General features: G+C 63.2%; 17 protein-coding genes. 1 reads left to right on the forward strand and 16 read right to left on the reverse strand.

Annotation, left to right across the window (positions count from 1 at the left end; all coding sequences use genetic code 11):
• Window positions 1-2: 2 nt before the first annotated feature.
• The 8 genes from Q5Y75_RS11360 to ftsW form a co-directional block, all read right to left on the reverse strand.
• Window positions 3-1016, reverse strand: coding sequence for a cell division protein FtsQ/DivIB (locus Q5Y75_RS11360; protein ID WP_371933255.1), 1014 nt, complete (start codon window positions 1014-1016; stop codon window positions 3-5).
• A complete protein-coding gene (locus Q5Y75_RS11365; protein ID WP_306197959.1) occupies window positions 1004-1924 on the reverse strand; it encodes a D-alanine--D-alanine ligase in 921 nt (306 codons plus the stop codon). The genes Q5Y75_RS11360 and Q5Y75_RS11365 overlap by 13 nt, the downstream gene beginning before the upstream one ends.
• Before the next feature lie 102 nt (window positions 1925-2026).
• A complete protein-coding gene (gene murB / locus Q5Y75_RS11370) occupies window positions 2027-2953 on the reverse strand; it encodes a UDP-N-acetylmuramate dehydrogenase (RefSeq protein ID WP_306197364.1) in 927 nt (308 codons plus the stop codon).
• Between the two features lie 4 nt (window positions 2954-2957).
• Window positions 2958-3197 (reverse strand): DUF2484 family protein, encoded by a 240-nt coding sequence (locus Q5Y75_RS11375; RefSeq protein WP_306197365.1) that lies wholly within the window; start codon window positions 3195-3197, stop codon window positions 2958-2960.
• On the reverse strand, window positions 3194-3451 hold the full coding sequence (locus tag Q5Y75_RS11380; RefSeq protein ID WP_306197367.1) for a DUF2484 family protein: 258 nt from the start codon (window positions 3449-3451) through the stop codon (window positions 3194-3196). Before Q5Y75_RS11380 ends, Q5Y75_RS11375 begins: the two co-directional genes overlap by 4 nt.
• A 93-nt stretch (window positions 3452-3544) precedes the next feature.
• On the reverse strand, window positions 3545-4951 hold the full coding sequence (gene murC, locus Q5Y75_RS11385; RefSeq protein WP_306197369.1) for a UDP-N-acetylmuramate--L-alanine ligase: 1407 nt from the start codon (window positions 4949-4951) through the stop codon (window positions 3545-3547).
• The gene (locus Q5Y75_RS11390; protein WP_306197372.1) at window positions 4948-6045 is read right to left on the reverse strand and encodes a UDP-N-acetylglucosamine--N-acetylmuramyl-(pentapeptide) pyrophosphoryl-undecaprenol N-acetylglucosamine transferase; all 1098 of its coding nucleotides are present in this window, start codon (window positions 6043-6045) and stop codon (window positions 4948-4950) included. The genes murC and Q5Y75_RS11390 overlap by 4 nt, the downstream gene beginning before the upstream one ends.
• A complete protein-coding gene (gene ftsW / locus Q5Y75_RS11395; protein ID WP_306197374.1) occupies window positions 6045-7208 on the reverse strand; it encodes a putative lipid II flippase FtsW in 1164 nt (387 codons plus the stop codon). Before ftsW ends, Q5Y75_RS11390 begins: the two co-directional genes overlap by 1 nt.
• Before the next feature lie 129 nt (window positions 7209-7337).
• Between ftsW and Q5Y75_RS11400 the strand changes: the two genes are divergently transcribed.
• Window positions 7338-8522, forward strand: coding sequence for a BaiN/RdsA family NAD(P)/FAD-dependent oxidoreductase (locus Q5Y75_RS11400; RefSeq protein WP_306197376.1), 1185 nt, complete (start codon window positions 7338-7340; stop codon window positions 8520-8522).
• A 76-nt stretch (window positions 8523-8598) separates the two neighbouring features.
• Here Q5Y75_RS11400 and murD read toward each other — a convergent pair whose 3' ends face one another.
• Genes murD through rsmH form a run of 8 tightly spaced genes read right to left on the reverse strand, consistent with a single transcriptional unit; the run spans window position 8599 to window position 17658 of the window.
• Entirely contained in the window at window positions 8599-9993 is a 1395-nt protein-coding gene (gene murD / locus Q5Y75_RS11405) for a UDP-N-acetylmuramoyl-L-alanine--D-glutamate ligase (protein WP_306197378.1), read from the reverse strand.
• On the reverse strand, window positions 9990-10535 hold the full coding sequence (locus tag Q5Y75_RS11410; protein WP_306197381.1) for an AAA family ATPase: 546 nt from the start codon (window positions 10533-10535) through the stop codon (window positions 9990-9992). The genes murD and Q5Y75_RS11410 overlap by 4 nt, the downstream gene beginning before the upstream one ends.
• Complete coding sequence (gene mraY, locus Q5Y75_RS11415) at window positions 10532-11614, reverse strand: phospho-N-acetylmuramoyl-pentapeptide-transferase (RefSeq protein ID WP_306197382.1); 1083 nt, start codon at window positions 11612-11614, stop codon at window positions 10532-10534. The genes Q5Y75_RS11410 and mraY overlap by 4 nt, the downstream gene beginning before the upstream one ends.
• Window positions 11615-11644: 30 nt before the next feature.
• Window positions 11645-13030, reverse strand: coding sequence for a UDP-N-acetylmuramoyl-tripeptide--D-alanyl-D-alanine ligase (locus Q5Y75_RS11420; protein WP_306197384.1), 1386 nt, complete (start codon window positions 13028-13030; stop codon window positions 11645-11647).
• Window positions 13027-14508 (reverse strand): UDP-N-acetylmuramoyl-L-alanyl-D-glutamate--2,6-diaminopimelate ligase, encoded by a 1482-nt coding sequence (locus tag Q5Y75_RS11425; protein WP_306197385.1) that lies wholly within the window; start codon window positions 14506-14508, stop codon window positions 13027-13029. Before Q5Y75_RS11425 ends, Q5Y75_RS11420 begins: the two co-directional genes overlap by 4 nt.
• A gap of 23 nt (window positions 14509-14531) precedes the next feature.
• Window positions 14532-16319 carry a peptidoglycan D,D-transpeptidase FtsI family protein gene (locus Q5Y75_RS11430; RefSeq protein WP_306197386.1) on the reverse strand — a complete coding sequence of 596 codons (1788 nt, stop codon included), beginning with the start codon at window positions 16317-16319 and terminating at the stop codon, window positions 14532-14534.
• The gene (gene ftsL / locus Q5Y75_RS11435) at window positions 16316-16672 is read right to left on the reverse strand and encodes a cell division protein FtsL (RefSeq protein ID WP_306197388.1); all 357 of its coding nucleotides are present in this window, start codon (window positions 16670-16672) and stop codon (window positions 16316-16318) included. The genes Q5Y75_RS11430 and ftsL overlap by 4 nt, the downstream gene beginning before the upstream one ends.
• On the reverse strand, window positions 16669-17658 hold the full coding sequence (gene rsmH / locus Q5Y75_RS11440) for a 16S rRNA (cytosine(1402)-N(4))-methyltransferase RsmH (RefSeq protein WP_306197390.1): 990 nt from the start codon (window positions 17656-17658) through the stop codon (window positions 16669-16671). The genes ftsL and rsmH overlap by 4 nt, the downstream gene beginning before the upstream one ends.
• Window positions 17659-17661 lie beyond the last annotated feature (3 nt).

A 17661-nucleotide genomic window follows, 5' to 3' on the forward strand; every position in this document is an offset into this window, starting at 1 on the left:
TCTTAGTCTTGCCCGTCCCCGCCTGGGTTTCTTATGCGCCACCATTCTTCGGTGGCGTTCTCTGTCATTCTCAATGTCGGCCGCTCGCCGATGCGCATATCGACCGAGGCCACATCCCGCTCCAGCATGTCCTGCACCTCGTTCACCGCCAGCACCCGCCGCAGCGCCTGTACGGGGCGTTCAGTGGGCAGCATGATGCGCTGGCCGCGATCCAGAACCATATCCCACCGCCGCTCGCCGACGCGGACCAGCCCGCGCATTCGCTCTCCCAATGGCTCGGCCGCGGTAAAAAGTGCCAGCGCCTCGTCCACATGCGCATCCGCTCCCCTGCCCGCGATCAGCGGCAGATCGGTGCGCAGCTTGCGACTTTCCAGAATGTCGATATGCGCGCCGGTTTCATCCAACATCTCGATGCCCTGGCGGGTGCGCCAGACCACCACGGGCTGCCGTTCTTCCACATCCACCTGCAATATACCGCCCGGACGCACCCGGACCGAGGCGGATTTGACCGGGTCCAGCCCGGTGATCACATCGCGGATTTGCGCCACGTCCAGATCAAAGGAGGAGACCGGGAAATCCAGCGGCACCACCTCGCGGATATCCTGCGCCAGATTGGTGCCCCCCCCGTCGATGACCATCAGCTTGACCATGAATTCCGGGCGTTCCTGGATCGAGGCGCGGACCTCGGCGATGAAGCCGGTTACGGCATCGCGCCGTGCCTCATCCGCCCAGAAGGCGGCCCCTGCCGCAAAGGCCAGGCAGAGCGGCACGCCGATGCGCAGGCCAAGGCGAATGCCCGGCGTCAGCATCCAGCGCTGAATGCGGTAGTTCAGGCGCGAGGGGGCCGGATCAACGCGTCGCGGTGCCTCGCGCCCCATCCGCCCATGCCCGTCTAGCTTGACGGCGGGTTTGGCGACATAGCCCGAGGTTTCGGCAGACGAGAACCGCGCATCCTTGCGCACCAGCGGTTTCTCGCGGTAGCGCACCGGCAGGAATATCCGTGTCAGCGATCGCATGAGGCATCCTCCACCATCCAGGCGCAGAGCTGGCCGAATGTCATGCCAAACAGCGCCGCCTGTTCCGGCACCAGCGAGGTCGGGGTCATGCCCGGCTGGGTGTTGGTTTCCAGCAGGATCAGCCCGTCGGCCCCGCGCGCCTCGTCCCAGCGGAAATCGGTGCGTGTGACACCCCGACAACCCAGCGCGTCATGGGCACGCAGCGCGTAGTCCATGCAGCGGTCGAACACGTCTTTCGGGATGTCAGCGGGCAGTTCATGGCGCGACCCGCCAACGGCATACTTTGCCTCGTAATCGTACCAGCCTTCGGTGATGATATCGGTCACTGTCAGCGCCCGTTCGCCAATCACGGTGGTGGTCAATTCGCGGCCCGCCACATATTCCTCGACCATGACAAAGCTCGACATGCTCTCTTCCAGCACCGGCGGGCGGTTGGCGCCTTCCTGCACGATATAGATCCCGACCGAGGAGCCTTCATTGTTGGGTTTGACCACATAAGGCGGTTCAAGCAGATGCGCCGCCATGACCTCATCCTTGTGCGAGATCACGCTTTCCACGATGGGCAGGCCAACGGCGGCATAGACCTCTTTCGAGCGCTGCTTGTCCATCGCCAGCGCCGAGGCCAGCACGCCCGAATGGGTATAGGGGATGCGCAGCCACTCCAGCAGGCCCTGCACGCAGCCATCCTCGCCCCAGCGGCCATGCAGCGCGTTGAAGGCGACATCGGGTTTGATCTCGGCCAGACGGTCGCAGAGGTTTGGGCCAGCGTCCAGCTCGACCACCTCAAATCCTTCGCCCCGTAGTGCGGCTGCGCATTCGCGCCCGCTGCTGAGTGACACCTCGCGTTCCGTCGAGGGGCCGCCCATCAATACCGCCACTTTGGGGGTTGTCCTGCTCGACTGACCCACAATGCGCCTCAATATGTCCGGATCTTATTTTGGCGATCCGCTTTGTTTTTGTCCCGATTTCCCGCCCCTGAAAAATGCCTGAAAGGGGTTCGGTCCGGGGTGTTATTCCGTCAGCGGCTCACCGACCCGCATGATTTCCCATTCTAGCGTGATCCCGCTGGAATCGTAAACCTTTTTTCTCACCTCCTCGCCCAATCCTTCGAGATCGGCGGCGGTGGCGGTGCCGGTATTGATCATGAAATTCGAGTGTTTCTCGCTCATCTGCGCGCCGCCCCTGCGCGCGCCGCGCAGGCCCGCCTGATCGATCACCTTCCACGCCTTGAGGTCATGAACGTCATCGGCACGACCCGTGGAGGAAAACCCGGCTGGATTGCGAAAGGTCGATCCAGCGCTGCGATCCTTTGTTGGCTGGGTCTCATCACGCTTTTTTAACTGTGCTTCCATGCGGGCATGCAGTTCCGCCGGGTCGCCCTCTGGGCCCTCAAATACGGCATCAATTAGCACCGCGCCCTCGGGCAGGTCGGTTTGACGGTAGCGAAAATTCATATCATCGGCGCTGAGCGTGACCACCTCGCCCTGCCGTGTGACGGCACGGGCCGAGACAAAGACATCTGCCGTATAGCTGCCATAGCACCCTGCATTCATGCGCAAAGCGCCGCCGATCGAACCGGGAATGGTGCGCAGAAAAGTCAGATCGATCCCCGCATCCGCGGCCTTGCGCGCCACATGCGCATCCAGCGCCGCCGCCCCTGCGGTGACGCGGTTGCCCTCAGCCTCGATCCCGTTGAAGCCACGCCCCAACCGAATGACCACGGCGCGCAGCCCTCCATCGCGCACGATGAGGTTGGAGCCGACGCCCATTGGAAAAACGGGAATGCCGAGCGGCAGATCACGAAGGAAGCTCTGCAAATCCGCTATATCGGCAGGCTGAAACAGCGCATCCGCCGGGCCGCCCACACGCAGCCAGGTAAGGTCATTCAACGCGCGGTCCGAGGTCAGACGACCCCGCACGCCGGGCAAATCTTTCATGGGCTTACTGCCTGCGAATCCAACGGGTCAGGTATATCACAGGCCAGCGCAGAACTGACATCCCTGCGATCAGCACGATCAGTCCGACCCAGGGGCCGTTCTGATAGGTGACATAGCCCAGCAGCGGAATGCCCAGCGCGATCAGCAGATAGGCGCGGGACCAGTGATTGTCGCGGCTGGGGAGCATCGCCATCAGATTGGCAGAGATTGCCCAGATACAGACAAGTGTCAGGGACAGGGTCATCGCGCGGCCCCTCCGGTCTCACACCAACGCCATTTGCGCCAGAAATAGGCCAGCGGCTTGCGGAACATCGACACAAACGCCGCCAGCGCCACAAGCCCCAGCAGCGCCCCGTGCTGATAGCCGATGAATACAATCAATGCGGGAGCAGCCAGCATCAGCGCCCCACCCGGACCATATTGCAGCCGCATCGGCAGCAGCGCGACGACTGTCGCCGCGCAAACCCATGCCACCGCTAGAAGTATCGAAAGGCCCATCCAAGCCGCCCCGTTCCGGAAGTCTTTTTTGATTCTGACCGTCTGCTCGCCTTATAATTGAACAAACAAGTCAGGTTTTCCATAGTTTTCTTGTCAGCACGCGATCTTGTGAAGCCGCTCGGGCAGCCCGTTGGCCCAGGTCGAGATGGTGCCCGCCCCAAGGCAGACCACCATGTCACCGGGCCGGGCCTGTTCGCGCACCAGCCGTTCCAGATCGTCCTCGTTCAGAATCGCACGGGCATGGCGGTGACCGTGACGGATCAGACCCGCGACCAGATCGTCGCGGCTGGCCCCCTCGATCGGGTCTTCGCCAGCAGCGAAAACCTCGGCAATGGCGACCACGTCCGCCTCGTTAAAGCAGGTGCAGAAATCGTCAAACAGGTTCGACAGGCGCGAGTAGCGATGCGGCTGATGTACGGCGATCACCCGCCCCTCGCAGGCCTGCCGCGCGGCCTTCAGCACAGCAGCGATCTCAACGGGGTGGTGGCCGTAATCGTCGATGATGGTCACGCCATTCACCTCGCCCACACGAGTGAAGCGGCGGTTGACCCCGCCGAAATTGGCCAGCGCATCGCGAATCTCGGTGGTTTTCATGCCCAGATGGCGGGCCACGGTGATCGCGGCCAGCGCGTTCGAGACGTTGTGATCCCCCGGCATCGGCAGGGTGCAGCCTTCGATGGTGATGTCTTCTTCCTGAAGGACCACATCGAAATGCGCCACGCCTTTTTCATAGGTGAGGTTGATCGCCCGCACATCAGCCTGGGCGTTGAATCCGTAGGTGCGCACGCGGCGGTCATGGATGCGGCCCACCAGCGCCTGCACCTCGGCATGATCGGTGCAGCAAACGGCGAGGCCATAGAAAGGCAGATTCGAGACGAACTCGTAGAACCCGTCGCGCAGCTTATCGAAATCGCCCCAATGCTCCATATGCTCGGGGTCGATATTGGTGACGATGGCGATGGTGGCGGGCAGACGGTTGAACGAGCCGTCGGACTCATCGGCTTCGACCACCATCCATTCGCCCTGTCCCATCCGAGCGTTCGAACCATAGGCGTGGATGATGCCTCCATTAATCACTGTCGGGTCGAAATCCCCGGCCACCATCAATTCCGCCATCATCGTGGTGGTGGTGGTCTTGCCATGGGTGCCCGCGATGGCGACGTTGGATTTCAGCCGCATCAACTCGGCCAACATATCGGCCCGGCGCACCACCGGCAGGCCCATGGAGCGCGCGCCATCCAGTTCGGGGTTGCCCGGCTTGATCGCGGTCGAGACAACGACGACGCGGGCACCATCGAGGTTCTCGGCCCGTTGCCCGATGAAGATGGTCGCCCCAAGCTCCGCCAGACGGTCGGTGATCTTGGACGGTTTCAGGTCCGAACCCTGCACCTGATAGCCGAGGTTCAGCAGCACTTCGGCGATGCCCGACATGCCGATACCGCCGATCCCGACAAAATGGATCGAGCCCACATCCTGTGGGAGCTTTGTTGCGGGGGTCATGGCGTCTCCTTTCGTGCGAGGTCCTCGACCAATCCTGCCAGCCGCCCGGTCGCATCCGGTGCGCCGACCGTCAGGGCGGCGCTAGCCATTTGCTGGGCGGCGCGGGGATTCGTGAGAACCGAGGTGATTTGCTCTGACAGTGATGAAACGTCAAGGGCCGATTCGGGGATCATGATGGTGGCATTTGCCTGCACCAGACCGCGCGCATTGGCGGTCTGATGATCACCTGCCGCGGCGGCATAGGGGATCAGGATCGAGGGGCGACCAATCACCGAGATATCAGCCACGCTGGATGCACCCGAGCGGCTGATGACCAGCTGCGCCTCGGACATGCGGCGCGGGACGTCCTGAAAAAACGGTTTTACCTCGGCCTTGATACCATGTTCCGCGTAAAAGGCCGTGACGCGCGCGCCATCTTCGTTACGCGCCTGATGCGCCACCCGCACATAGCGGCGAAGCCCTTCTGGAAGCGCAGCAATTGCGCCCGGCACTATATCACTGAGGATACGCGCACCTTGACTGCCGCCCATCACCAGGATCGACATCGGGTACTCTCCGGGCATGATATAGGCCGCCCCCGTACGATCCAGCACGGCTCCACGCACCGGGTTGCCCACATGGATGCCGCGGGCGCCCTCGGGCAGGTCGGTGGGCCAGACACCGCAGGCCACATGGCCGACCCGTTTGGCAAAGACCTGATTGACCCGGCCAAGAACGCCATTCTGTTCGTGGATCATGCGCGGCAGCTTAAGTAACGTCGCGGCACCCAGCGCCGGGATCGACGGGTAGCCGCCAAAACCGACGACCACATCGGGCTTGTCGCGCAGCATGTTCAGCGCCATTCCCGCCACGCCTGCAACGATCTTCGGCGCAACCAGCGCCTTGGCCAGCAGCCCACCGCGCGCAAAGGTGGCCGAGGAGGCCTCGATAATCTCGGTCGAATGAGGGAACCCGCCAGTATAGCGCGCACCCCGCGCATCCGTGGACAGCCGCACGCGCCAGCCACGCGCCAGCATCGCCTCGGCCAGCGCTTGAGCCGGGAACATGTGCCCCCCGGTGCCGCCCGCCGCGATCAGCAGATAACCTTGCCCCATCACCCTCGCCCGCGCAGAATCTCACCCAGCCCACCCTGAGGACGGGTACGGGTGAAGGCCAGCAACATGCCCATGGCAATCCCGCCCGCGATCAGCGACGAGCCGCCATAGCTCACGAATGGCAGCGTCATGCCCTTGGCCGGCAAGAGCCGCACCGCCACACCCATATTGATCATCGCCTGCACCCCGAACATGCAGGCCAGACCGGTACCCGCCAACCGGATGAAGGGGTCACGTTCGCGCATCAGCCGCAGCAGAGAACGCACCACGATCATGGCATATAGCGCGATGATCATTATCACCAGGATCAGGCCGTATTCCTCGGCCGCCACGGCGATGATGAAATCGGTATGGGCATCAGGCAGAGACCATTTCACCTGCCCTTCACCAACACCAACGCCAAACAGGCCACCCTCCATAATTGCGTTGGTGGCATATCCAAGCTGCGTGGTCGGATCGACTTCAGGGCTTAGAAAACCATCGATGCGGCGGGCGAAATGCTCGGAATTGGAATAGGCGAACATGCCGCCCAGCACGACAATGGCGGCCATACACACCAGCAGAAGCATCGGCGCACCGGCCACGAAATACATCACGCCCCAACCAAAAAGCACCAGACAGGCCTGCCCGAAATCAGGCTGCATCACCAGCATGCCGACAATCGCCATGCACAGCGCAAAAGACCAGAGCCGCCCCGGTGGGCCGTTGATCTCCTGACTGGCGGCAAACATCCAGGCGGCGACAACCACAAAGCCGGGTTTCAGGAACTCCGAGGGTTGCAGCGAGGCAAAGCCCAGCGAGTACCAGCGCACCGCGCCCTTGCCAAAGTCAGTCCCCAGAAACGGCAGCAGCGCCAGCGCCACAAACGACACCACAAACCCCAGCACCGCCAGACGGCGCACAAGCGTGGGTGACATCATTGAGGTCAGCAGCATGGCCACAATCGCCATGCCGCCGAAAAACGCTTGCCGCTCGACATAGTGAAACGGATCGAAGCCGTTGCGCGAGGCCAGCGGCGGCGAGGCAGCCAGCCCCAGCAGCAGGCCGATCACAAACAGGATCAGCACGCAGGACATCGACCATTTGTCCAGCGTCCGCCACCACTTGGGTAGAATCGGTTCGCCACCCCGGTCGGGGGCCGCGCCATAGACCATCTCAGTCATGAGATACCGCCGTTTTCTGCCTCACATGCGCCCCGTTCTCGGGGTCTGTACGTGAGGCTACAGGAATTTCGCTTCCCAGGCCAGTCTCTTCCTCTTGCCAAAGGTCAGATTCCGCGCCAATGGCGGGGCATGGAGTATCAGACGATCATTCTTGGTGCGGGCGCGGCGGGCATGATGTGCGCCGCCTATAGCGGAGGCAGCACGCTGGTGCTGGATCACGCATGCGCGCCGGGCGAAAAGATCCGTATCTCAGGCGGCGGGCGGTGCAATTTCACCAACCTGCATGCCGCGCCCGAGAATTTTCTGTCCGGCAATCCGCATTTCTGCAAGTCGGCGCTGGCGCGCTACACGCAATGGGATTTCATCGATCTGGTAAACCGCCACGGTATCGCCTGGCATGAAAAAACGCTGGGGCAGCTGTTCTGCGACGGGTCCTCGAAACAGATCGTCGCCCTGCTGGTGCAAGAGCTGCAACAGGCCGGGGCAGAGCTGTGGCTGTCCACCTCGGTCCGTGAGGTCACCAAAACCGCCGACGGGTTCCGCGTGCAGGTCGAGCGCGAGGGCACATCCCGTCTGCTCACCTGCTGCAACCTGGTGCTGGCCAGCGGCGGCAAGTCGATCCCCAAGATGGGGGCCACCGGGCTGGCCTATGACATTGCCCGCCAATTCGGACTGGGCCTGAGCGAAACCCGCCCCGCGCTGGTGCCCTTCACCTTCCCCGAGGGTCGCTTCAAGCCGCTTGCGGGCGTTTCGCTGCCCACGCGGCTAAGCAACGCGCGGGCCAGCTTTGACGAGGCGCTGCTCTTTACCCATCGCGGGCTGAGCGGCCCGGCGGTGCTGCAGCTTTCCTCCTACTGGCACGAGGGCGAGGCGGTGTCGGTGAACCTGATCCCCGATCTTCCGCTTTATGAACTCCTGCGCGCCCAGCGTCAGCAAGGCGGGCGTAAGGCGCTGACCACCGAGCTTGCCCGCCATCTGCCGGGTCGGCTGGTCGAGGCGCTGAAGCTCGAGCTCTCGCTTGACGGCAATCTCGCGGACCAATCCGATGCGCGGCTCGAAACCCTATGCACCGCGTTGCAGAACTGGCAGCTGACCCCGTCGGGCACCGAAGGCTACCGCACGGCGGAAGTCACGCTGGGCGGGATCGACACGGACGGGCTGTCCTCTAAGACGCTGCAGGCCAAGACCGTGCCCGGCCTTTATGCCATTGGAGAGGCGGTCGATGTCACCGGATGGCTGGGCGGCTATAACTTCCAATGGGCCTGGTCCTCAGGCCATGCCGCCGGAACCGCGATTGCCGACAGCCGCGCCTGACAGCTTCGCCTCTTCATCTGGCTAAAAACATCCCGATGGAGGCGCTCGGAAACGAGCTGCGGGGCAGAGCCCCCGCTTATAGCCGGGCCAGAACCTGCGCCGTGAAATCTTCACCGCGCTGTTCGAAATTGTCATACTGATCGAAACTCGCGGCTGCGGGCGCGAGCAGCACGGTTTCGCCCTCTTGTGCCTCGGCCATGGCCCGCTCAACGGCAGTCGCCATGGAGGTGCAGACCTCGCTCTCCACATCAAGCTGCATGGCGAACCCGGCGGCCTCGCGACCGATCACATAGGCCTTGGCGACCGCCCCCATGACGCCATTCAACGCCTCAAGCCCACCCTCTTTCTCCAACCCGCCGCAGATCCAACGGATATTCCCAAAGGCCTGCAAGGCCTTAGCCGCACTGTCCACATTGGTGGCCTTGGAGTCGTTGACATAGGTGATCCCGTCCACCTCGGCGATGATCTGGCTGCGATGCGGCAGACCGGGAAAGGAGTGCATCGCCTTCTCGATCTCACGTGGAGCAAGCCCCAGCGCGCGGCAGGCGGCATAGGCGGCGCAGGCGTTCTGGTGGTTATGCACCCCCGGCAACCCGCGAATCTGGCGCAGATCGATTGATCCGGCCTGCCGCCCCTTGCGGTATTCCGACAGAAAACCCTTTTTTGCAAAGACCTGCCAACCCGGCCCCGTCAGTTTGCGCGCCACAGAAACCCGGATCACCCGGTCATCTGTTGGCCCTTCCGCAAGTTGACCGGCGAGATAAGCCCCTTCGGGCTCATCAATGCCGATCACCGCCCGATCGGGTCCGCCCTCGGCAAAGAGACGGCGCTTGGCCGCGAAATAGCCGCCCATGCCGCCATGGCGGTCCAGGTGATCGGGGCTGAGATTGGTGAAGACGGCCACATCCGGTGTCAGCGCACGGGCCAGATCGGTCTGGTAGCTGCTGAGTTCCAGCACCACCACCGAACCGTCGCTGCCCGGTTCTATATCCAGCACGCCGCGCCCGATATTGCCCGCCAATTGCGAATTCCGCCCGCCTTCGGTCAGGATATGATGGATCAGCGCAGCGGTGGTTGATTTGCCGTTCGAGCCCGTCACCGCAACCACGCGCGGCATGGAGTCGAAACGATCCCAGTCCCGCGTCGCGAAGGAGCGGAAGAAGAGGCCAATATCGTTATCAACCGGCACGCCCGCCTCTTGCGCGGCGGCGACCACCAGGTTGGGCTTGGGATAGAGATGCGGAATGCCGGGTGAGACAATCAGCGCGGCAACCTCTTCAAAAGCACCTTGCTTCAACAGATCGCGACAGGTGAACCCCTCCCCTTCGGCCGCTTCGCGCGCCGCCGGGTTGTCGTCCCAGCAGATGGGCACGGCCCCGCCTTCACGCAACGCACGCGCGGCCACCAGACCGGAGCGGCCCAGCCCCAGAACCGCCACCTGTTTGCCCGCAAAACCCTTGACCGGGATCATGTCGCCGCCCCTTTTCTCAATTGCGCCTCGAACCAATCCGCCCGCGCTGAAACGGGCAGTTTGGGGACCAGTATCGTCTCGAACCCATATTGCGGTAAGCGGTCGCATAACGCCTCGAATTCCGCAAGGGCGTCGGTCATCCCGTGTTTACGGTCATCATCTGCCTCGAATATCTCGGGCCAGGGCGGCGTCAGGTAGAGGTGGCGGTCATAGCCGAGGGTCAGCACGCGGTCCCGGGTGGTCTGCGCCAGCTCCGTTCCGGTCCGGTCAAACCAGATCAGCGCGTCCAGTGCTGAGCGGTCGAAGATCACCGGATCGCCTGTCGCGCGGTTTGCATCAGCAATCGCCATCTCGATGGCACGGTGGCAAAACGCTGCAGGATCGCGCCATGGCAGGGCCTGCCCGCCGGATTGTCGTTCCTCGGCAATGATGCGGCGCCCGGGCTCGGGCACCGTGGCGTAACCCCGGCGCGCCATTTCCTGCAGCAACGTGGACTTGCCGCCCCCTGAACAGCCCGACAGGACGATCCGGCGCGCTGTCACCGGACCTTGAGCGTAGCGAGACCAATCATCGCCAGGATAAGAGAGATGATCCAGAACCGGATCACGATGGTGGATTCCGCCCAGCCCTTTTTCTCGTAATGGTGATGGATCGGGGCCATCAGGAACACGCGCTTGCCGGTGCGTTTGTAATAGAGCACCTGGATGATCACGCTCATCGCCTCGACCACAAACAGCCCGCCGACCACGGCCAGCACCAGCTCGTGCTTGGTGGCCACAGCGATCGCGCCCAGCGCGCCGCCCAGCGCCAGCGAGCCGGTATCGCCCATGAACACCGCCGCCGGGGGGGCGTTGTACCACAGGAACCCCAGCCCGGCACCAAAGAGCGCGGCGGCGAAGACAAGGATTTCGCCAGTGCCAGGCACGTAATGGACATCGAGATATTCGGTGAAATCGACGCGTCCCACCGCATAGGCAATGATGCCCAGCGTGGTGCCCGCGATCATCACCGGCATGATCGCCAACCCGTCCAGGCCGTCGGTCAGGTTGACCGCATTGGCCGCGCCGACAATGACGATGATCGAGAATGGGATATAGAAGACGCCCAGATTGATCAGCGTATCCTTGAACACCGGTAGTGCCAGTTGGTTGCGCAGCATATCCGGGTGATAGGCCGCCGCCCAGGTTGCCGCGATGACCGCGATGATGATGCCCAGCGCCAGCCTCAACCGCCCCGGCACGCCCTTGGTATTCTGCTTGGAGACCTTGGCATAATCATCGGCAAACCCGATCAGCGCGTAAGCCAGCGTCACGAAGATCACCAGCCAGACAAACGGATTGTCGAGCCGCGCCCAGAGCAGCGTCGAGCTGAGCAGCGCGCCCACGATCAGCAGCCCGCCCATGGTTGGCGTTCCGGCCTTGGAGAAATGCCCCTCCGGCCCATCGTCGCGAATGGGTTGGCCCTTGCCCTGCTTGCGGCGCAGCACGTTGATCAGGGGGCGTCCGAACAGGAAACCAAAGATCAAAGCCGTCAGAAAGGCCCCGCCCGCACGGAAGGTGATGTAGCGGAAGAGGTTCCAGATATCCCCTCCATCCGACAAGGCGGTCAACCAGTACAGCATTTCAGAACGGCCCCTCGTTCGTATTTTTGTTCAGTCGGCGTCTTCATCCATATGGCGGATTCCGTCAACGATCTGCGCCAATCCCATGCTGAGCGAGCCCTTGGCAAGCACAATATCGCCCGGATTGATCAGATCGGGCAGCGATGGCACCATATCGCCACTGGTCTCGGTCCAGATGCCACGCTTTTCCTCGGGCAGGGCCGCTTGCAGCGCTTTCATCAGAGGACCGATGCAATGGACCTTGTCCACATTGGCCATCGCCTTCAGTTCAGCGAGTTCAGCGTGGAAGTCTTCGGCCCTCGGGCCCAGCTCCTTCATGTCGCCCAGAAAGGCCACCCGGCGGCGGCCTTCGCTTGCCCCCAGCACCTCAAGCGCCGAAGCCATCGAGGCGGGGTTGGCGTTATAGCTGTCATCATGCAGCTGGATGGTGCCGCCGGTCGGTAGCTCCAGTTTCCGGCGCGCGCCACGGCCATGGTAGGGCGTCCAGTCCTTGAGCGCGGTGATCGCCTGGATCAGATCGGCCCCAAGCGCGGCGCTGGCCAGGATCGCGCCCAGCCCGTTCATCGCGAAATGCGCGCCCGGCGAGCGGATCTTGAAGCCCAGAACCGAGCCATAGATATTGGCTTTGGCCAGCGTCGAGGTGCCGTCGCTTTCCAGTTCTACCAGTTTGAAATCCGTGGCATTTCTGCCGAAGGTCAGCGCCCGCGCGCCGACCTGTTCGGCCTTGTCGCGCAGAATATCGACCTGTTTGATATCGGCGTTGATGATGGCGATGCCGTTATGGGGCAGACCGTCGAAGATCGCCGCCTTTTCGCGGGCGATATCATCGACCGAGTCAAACGCCTCCAGATGCGCCGGGGCGACGGTGGTGATCAGCGCCACATGCGGGCGCGCCTGACGGGCCAGCGGCGCGATCTCGCCGGGGTGGTTCATGCCGATCTCGATCACCGCAAACTCGGTGTCGCGCGGCATCCGGGCCAGCGTCAGCGGCACGCCCCAATGGTTGTTATAGCTGGCAACGCTGGCATGGGTTTCACCCTGATCGCCCAGCATCTGGGCCAGCATTTCTTTGGTTGAGGTTTTGCCGACGCTGCCGGTCACCGCGACAACTTTCGCACCGGTGTGGGCGCGGGCGGCGCGGCCCAGATCCTCCAACCCATGCAGGACGTCGTCGACGATCAGCAGCGGCGCATCCTCGGCCACCCCGTCCGGTACATGGCTGACCAGAGCCGCCGCCGCGCCCTTTTCCAGCGCCTGCGCCACGAAATCATGCCCGTCGCGCACATCCTTGAGGGCCACGAACAGATCGCCGGGCTCAATCGTGCGGGTATCGATGGAGACACCGCTCGCCTCCCAATCCTGCGTCGCCCGCCCGCCGGTGGCCTGTACGGCCTCAAGACTTGTCCAAAGTGTCATACACCTCTCCCGTCCAAGGCGGCCACGGCCACGCTTGCCTGTTCAACATCATCAAAGGGCAGCACGTCATCGCCGACGATCTGCCCGGTTTCATGGCCCTTGCCCGCGATCAGCAGCGCGTCACCCGACTGCAGGCTGTCAACGCCGCGCAGGATAGCCTCGGCCCGGTCTCCCACTTCGCTGGCGTCGGGCGCACCGCCCATCACTGCGGCACGGATCAGGGCCGGGTCCTCGCTGCGTGGATTGTCATCTGTGACAAAGACAACATCGGCGTTGTCCGCCGCCGCCTGCCCCATCAGTGGCCGCTTGCCGGAGTCGCGATCACCGCCCGCGCCGACCACGACAACAAGGCGGCCCATGACATGCGGACGCAAGGCTTTGAGCGCTGTGGCCACCGCGTCGGGCGTGTGGGAATAGTCGACAAACACCGTCGCGCCATTGTCGCGGGTTGCGGCAAGCTGCATCCGCCCACGCACGGTGGTCAAATGCGGCAGGGTCTCGAACACGCGCTCGGGATCATCCCCCGCCGCGATCACCAGCCCGCAGGCCATAAGGACATTCTGCGCCTGAAACCCGCCGATCAGGTTGAGGCGGGTCTGATACACCTTACCGTCATAGGAAAAGCGCAAGTCCTGGCCATTTGCGTCAAAGCGCTGGTTGAGCAGGTTCAGATCGCCCACGCCCTGCCCGACCGTGCTGATCTGTTGACCCCGCGCAGCGGCGATGGCCCGCATCTCGGCCCCCTTGGAGTCATCGATATTGATCACCGCCGTGCCTTCGGGGGGCAGCACCCGGCGGAAAAGACCCGCCTTGGCGGCGAAATAGGCCTCGAACGTGTCGTGGTAGTCCAGATGATCCTGGGTGAAATTGGTGAATCCCGCCGCCTCCAGCCGCACACCGTCGAGGCGGCGCTGTTCCAGACCATGTGACGAGGCCTCCATCGCCGCATGAGTCACACCCGCCGCTGCCGCCTGAACCAGACAGCGATGCAAGGTGATCGGCTCGGGCGTGGTATGGGCCAGCGGCGCGGTCCAGGCGCCTTCGACCCCGGTGGTACCGAGATTGACCGCCTTATGGCCCAGTTCCGACCAGATCTGCCGCACAAATGTGGAAACGGAGGTTTTGCCATTGGTGCCGGTTACCGCAACCATCACCTTAGGCTGGGCACCGAACCACAGAGCGGCGACATAGGCCAGCGCCTGCCTTGGGTCTTCAGTGACGATCAGGGCTGCATCCGAGGCGGCCAGTTCGGTGGCCGCGATTTCTGCCCCTTTTGTATCCGTCAGGATCGCCGCCGCGCCCATGCGCAAGGCAAACTGGATGAACTCACCGCCGTGCACGCGGGTGCCGGGAAGTGCAGCAAAAAGAAAACCGTCCTTCACCTCGCGGCTATCGACGGCCAGCCCGGTGATCTGCGGATTGGCGCCACCGCGCGCGGTCAGGGCCAGTTGGCTGAGTTTTTTTGCCGGTCCGCCCATATCCGCGCCTGCCTTTTTGCCGATCAGTTTGCGGTCAGCGTTATAGCAGCGGGATCGACGGGCTCAACCTTTGGCCGCAGCCCTAACAGTGGGGCCACGCGCCCGATAAGTTCAGCCGCCACCGGCACGGCGGTCCAGCCCGCCGTGCGCCGCTTTTCGCCGTAGGCGAGAATCGATGGCTCATCCAGGGTCACCACCAGAACGTATTTCGGATCGCTCATCGGAAAGATCGAAGCGAAGGTGGCGATCACCTTCTTGTCGTAATAGCCACCGCGCGGCTTGGGCTTGTCGGCGGTGCCGGTCTTGCCGCCCACCTCATATCCCGGCACTTCGCCAAAGCTGGCCGTGCCGCTGGTCACCACTTTGCGCAGCATGTCGCGAGCCTGTTTCGCAGCGTTGTTCGACATCACGCGCGGGCCGTATTGCGCTCCGGTCTTTTTCAGAATCGTCGGACTTACATAGTTGCCGCCATTGGCGATGGCTGCATACCCGGCGGCCAGATGCATCGGGCTGGTCGACAGCCCGTGGCCGTAAGAGATCGTCACAGTGCTGAGCTCACCCCATTTCTTGGGCAGAAGCGGCTTGCCGCCCGCGGCCTCGACAATCTCGAACGGGGTCGGGTCGAACATGCCCAAACCGTCGAGGAACTGCTGCTGCCGCTTACCGCCGATCTGAATGGCCAGCCGCCCGGTGCCCCGGTTCGAGCTTTTGACGATGACGTCAGCCACGCTCAGCTTGCCGTAATTCTTGCCCTGAAACTCACCAATCGGGAACCGCCCAATCCGCATGGGGCCAGAGGTGTCGATGATGGTGTTCGAATTCACCAGCCCCAGATCGACCGCCTGTGCCGCCGTGAAGATCTTGTAGACCGAACCCAGTTCGTAGACCCCTTGCACATAACGATTGAACAGCGGGCTATCGGAGGGATCAAACCCGGATGTGGGCGGGCGCGGACGATCATTTGGATCGAAAGATGGCAGCGAAGCAGCCGAAATCACCTCGCCCGTATGCACATCCATCAGCACCGCCGAGGCACCCTTGGCATTCATGATCTTCATGCCACCATAAAGCACCCGCTCAACCGCCGCCTGCACGGTCAGGTCCAGCGACAATTGCAGCGGCTTCGCGCCATTCGCCGGGTCGCGCAGGTAGGTGTCGAACTTCTTCTCGACCCCGGCCACACCGATCACTTCGGCGGCGCTGACTCCTTCCTTGCCGAAACCGGCTCCGCCCAGAATATGCGCGGCCAGTTGACCATTGGGATAGAGGCGCATTTCGCGGGGACCGAACAGCAGACCGGGATCGCCCAGATCATGCACCGCCTGTTTCTGTTCCGGTGAGATGCGCTTCTTGATCCAGAGGAACTTGCGCTTGCCGGTGAAATCCTTGACCAGCCGGTCGCGGTCGAGATCGGGGAAGATCTGTACCAGCCCGTCGGCCGCAGCCATCGGATCGACCATCAGCGGCGGCTGGGCATAAAGCGAATGGGTCTCGAAATTGGTCGCCAGAATGCGCCCCTGCCGGTCGACGATGTCGCCGCGCTGGGTGGCAATCGATGCGCCCGGAACACTGGCAATCGGCTCTTGCGGTTCAGCGGTGGCCATGACGCTCATGCGCGCACCAACCACGCCAAAGGCGCAGAAGAAGAAGGCAGCTAGCACCAGCAGGCGACCTTCGGCGCGGGCGCGGGTGCGATCGCGCATCTCTTCGTGGCGCTTGCGGATGTTCTCGCGTTCGATGGCTGCCGGGTTCTGACCCTTGGCACGGGCCTCAAGCACACGGGCCAGTGGTCGCAGGGGCGTGCGGGTCATGGGAACTGCTCCTCAAGGATGGCGCGCACATCAATGGCGTTGTTGATGGTGATCTCCGGCTCTGGCGGGCGCGGATAGGCGACCTCATCCACCTTGCCGAACTGATCGGGGCGCAGGGGCAAGAGACCCAACCGGTCAAAGTTCAGATCCGCCAGCTCGCGCAACCGGTCGGGGCGGTTGAGATAGGCCCATTCGGCGCGCAGCACGCTCAGCCGCACCTGCGCGGCGCCGATCTGGCGCTGCAATGTCTGCGTCTCTTTCAGCACTTGCTGGGTCTTGTAGTTTTCCTGATAGGCCCAGAGCGCAAGGCCGAAAACGGCCAAGGCGGTGAGCACGTAAATCACGCTTCTCATCTTGCCCCCTTCAATTGCGGCATACCGATGCTTTTGGCATCGATACCCCCGTCGGGCGCATCCGTGCGCACCGCCACCCGCAGTTTTGCCGACCGCGACCGCGGGTTTTCCTCAAGCTCTTGCGGGTCAGGCCCAATCGCCTTGCGCGTCTTGAGGTCGAATTGTGGCTGTTCCTGCGCCTGCTCGGGCGCATAGCGATTGGCGCGCCCGGTACGTCCGGCACGGGCCTGCAGGAAGCGTTTGACCATCCGATCCTCGATGGAATGGAAGGTCACTACAGCCAGCGCACCGCCCGGCCTCAAGGCCCGCTCAGCCGCCATCAGCCCCTGAAACAGCTCGTCATATTCGGCATTCACCGCAATGCGCAGCGCCTGAAAGCTGCGGGTTGCGGGATGGGACTGGCCGGGCTTGGGGCGTGGCAGACAGCGCTCGATTACGCCGGACAATTGCAACGTGGTCTCAAACGGGGCCTCGGCGCGCGCCTTGACGATCGCCTTGGCGATACGGCGGCTGGCGCGTTCCTCGCCATAGTGAAAAAAGATATCGGCAAGCGCGCCCTCGGAGGCGGTATTGACCAGATCGGCGGCGCTTTCGCCCTCCTGGCTCATGCGCATGTCGAGCGGGCCGTCTTTCATAAAGGAAAACCCGCGCTCGGCCAGATCGAGCTGCATCGAGGACACGCCGAGGTCCAGCACCACACCATGCAGGTCCTGTGCATAGTCATCCATTCGGGAGAATACCCCCCGCTGCATCACCAGCCGGTCACCATATTCCCCTGCCCAGTCTGCCGCCATCTCAAAGGCCAGCGGATCGCGGTCGACGGCGATCACGCGCTCGGCGCCGGCCTCTAACAAGCCGCGAGTATACCCCCCGGCGCCAAACGTGCCGTCCAGCCAGACGCCCGAGACCGGCGCGACCGCTTGCAACAGCGGGCGGAGCAGGACGGGAATGTGAGGATCATCTGAAGGTGGGCGCGCGGCAGCCATGCC

It is taken from the genome of Ruegeria discodermiae (assembly GCF_030758345.1).
Taxonomy (GTDB): Bacteria; Pseudomonadota; Alphaproteobacteria; order Rhodobacterales; family Rhodobacteraceae; genus Ruegeria_C.

Excerpts from the sequence above, each read along its gene's own strand:
- Q5Y75_RS11360 (WP_371933255.1), bottom strand. The coding sequence starts at position 1,016 with ATGCGATCGCTGACACGGATATTCCTGCCGGTGCGCTACCGCGAGAAA.
- murB (WP_306197364.1), bottom strand. The coding sequence starts at position 2,953 with ATGAAAGATTTGCCCGGCGTGCGGGGTCGTCTGACCTCGGACCGCGCG.
- Q5Y75_RS11375 (WP_306197365.1), bottom strand. The coding sequence starts at position 3,197 with ATGACCCTGTCCCTGACACTTGTCTGTATCTGGGCAATCTCTGCCAAT.
- Q5Y75_RS11380 (WP_306197367.1), bottom strand. The coding sequence starts at position 3,451 with ATGGGCCTTTCGATACTTCTAGCGGTGGCATGGGTTTGCGCGGCGACA.
- murC (WP_306197369.1), bottom strand. The coding sequence starts at position 4,951 with ATGACCCCCGCAACAAAGCTCCCACAGGATGTGGGCTCGATCCATTTT.
- Q5Y75_RS11390 (WP_306197372.1), bottom strand. The coding sequence starts at position 6,045 with ATGGGGCAAGGTTATCTGCTGATCGCGGCGGGCGGCACCGGGGGGCAC.
- ftsW (WP_306197374.1), bottom strand. The coding sequence starts at position 7,208 with ATGACTGAGATGGTCTATGGCGCGGCCCCCGACCGGGGTGGCGAACCG.
- Q5Y75_RS11400 (WP_306197376.1), top strand. The coding sequence starts at position 7,338 with ATGGAGTATCAGACGATCATTCTTGGTGCGGGCGCGGCGGGCATGATG.
- murD (WP_306197378.1), bottom strand. The coding sequence starts at position 9,993 with ATGATCCCGGTCAAGGGTTTTGCGGGCAAACAGGTGGCGGTTCTGGGG.
- mraY (WP_306197382.1), bottom strand. The coding sequence starts at position 11,614 with ATGCTGTACTGGTTGACCGCCTTGTCGGATGGAGGGGATATCTGGAAC.
- Q5Y75_RS11420 (WP_306197384.1), bottom strand. The coding sequence starts at position 13,030 with ATGACACTTTGGACAAGTCTTGAGGCCGTACAGGCCACCGGCGGGCGG.
- Q5Y75_RS11425 (WP_306197385.1), bottom strand. The coding sequence starts at position 14,508 with ATGGGCGGACCGGCAAAAAAACTCAGCCAACTGGCCCTGACCGCGCGC.
- Q5Y75_RS11430 (WP_306197386.1), bottom strand. The coding sequence starts at position 16,319 with ATGACCCGCACGCCCCTGCGACCACTGGCCCGTGTGCTTGAGGCCCGT.
- ftsL (WP_306197388.1), bottom strand. The coding sequence starts at position 16,672 with ATGAGAAGCGTGATTTACGTGCTCACCGCCTTGGCCGTTTTCGGCCTT.
- rsmH (WP_306197390.1), bottom strand. The coding sequence starts at position 17,658 with ATGGCTGCCGCGCGCCCACCTTCAGATGATCCTCACATTCCCGTCCTG.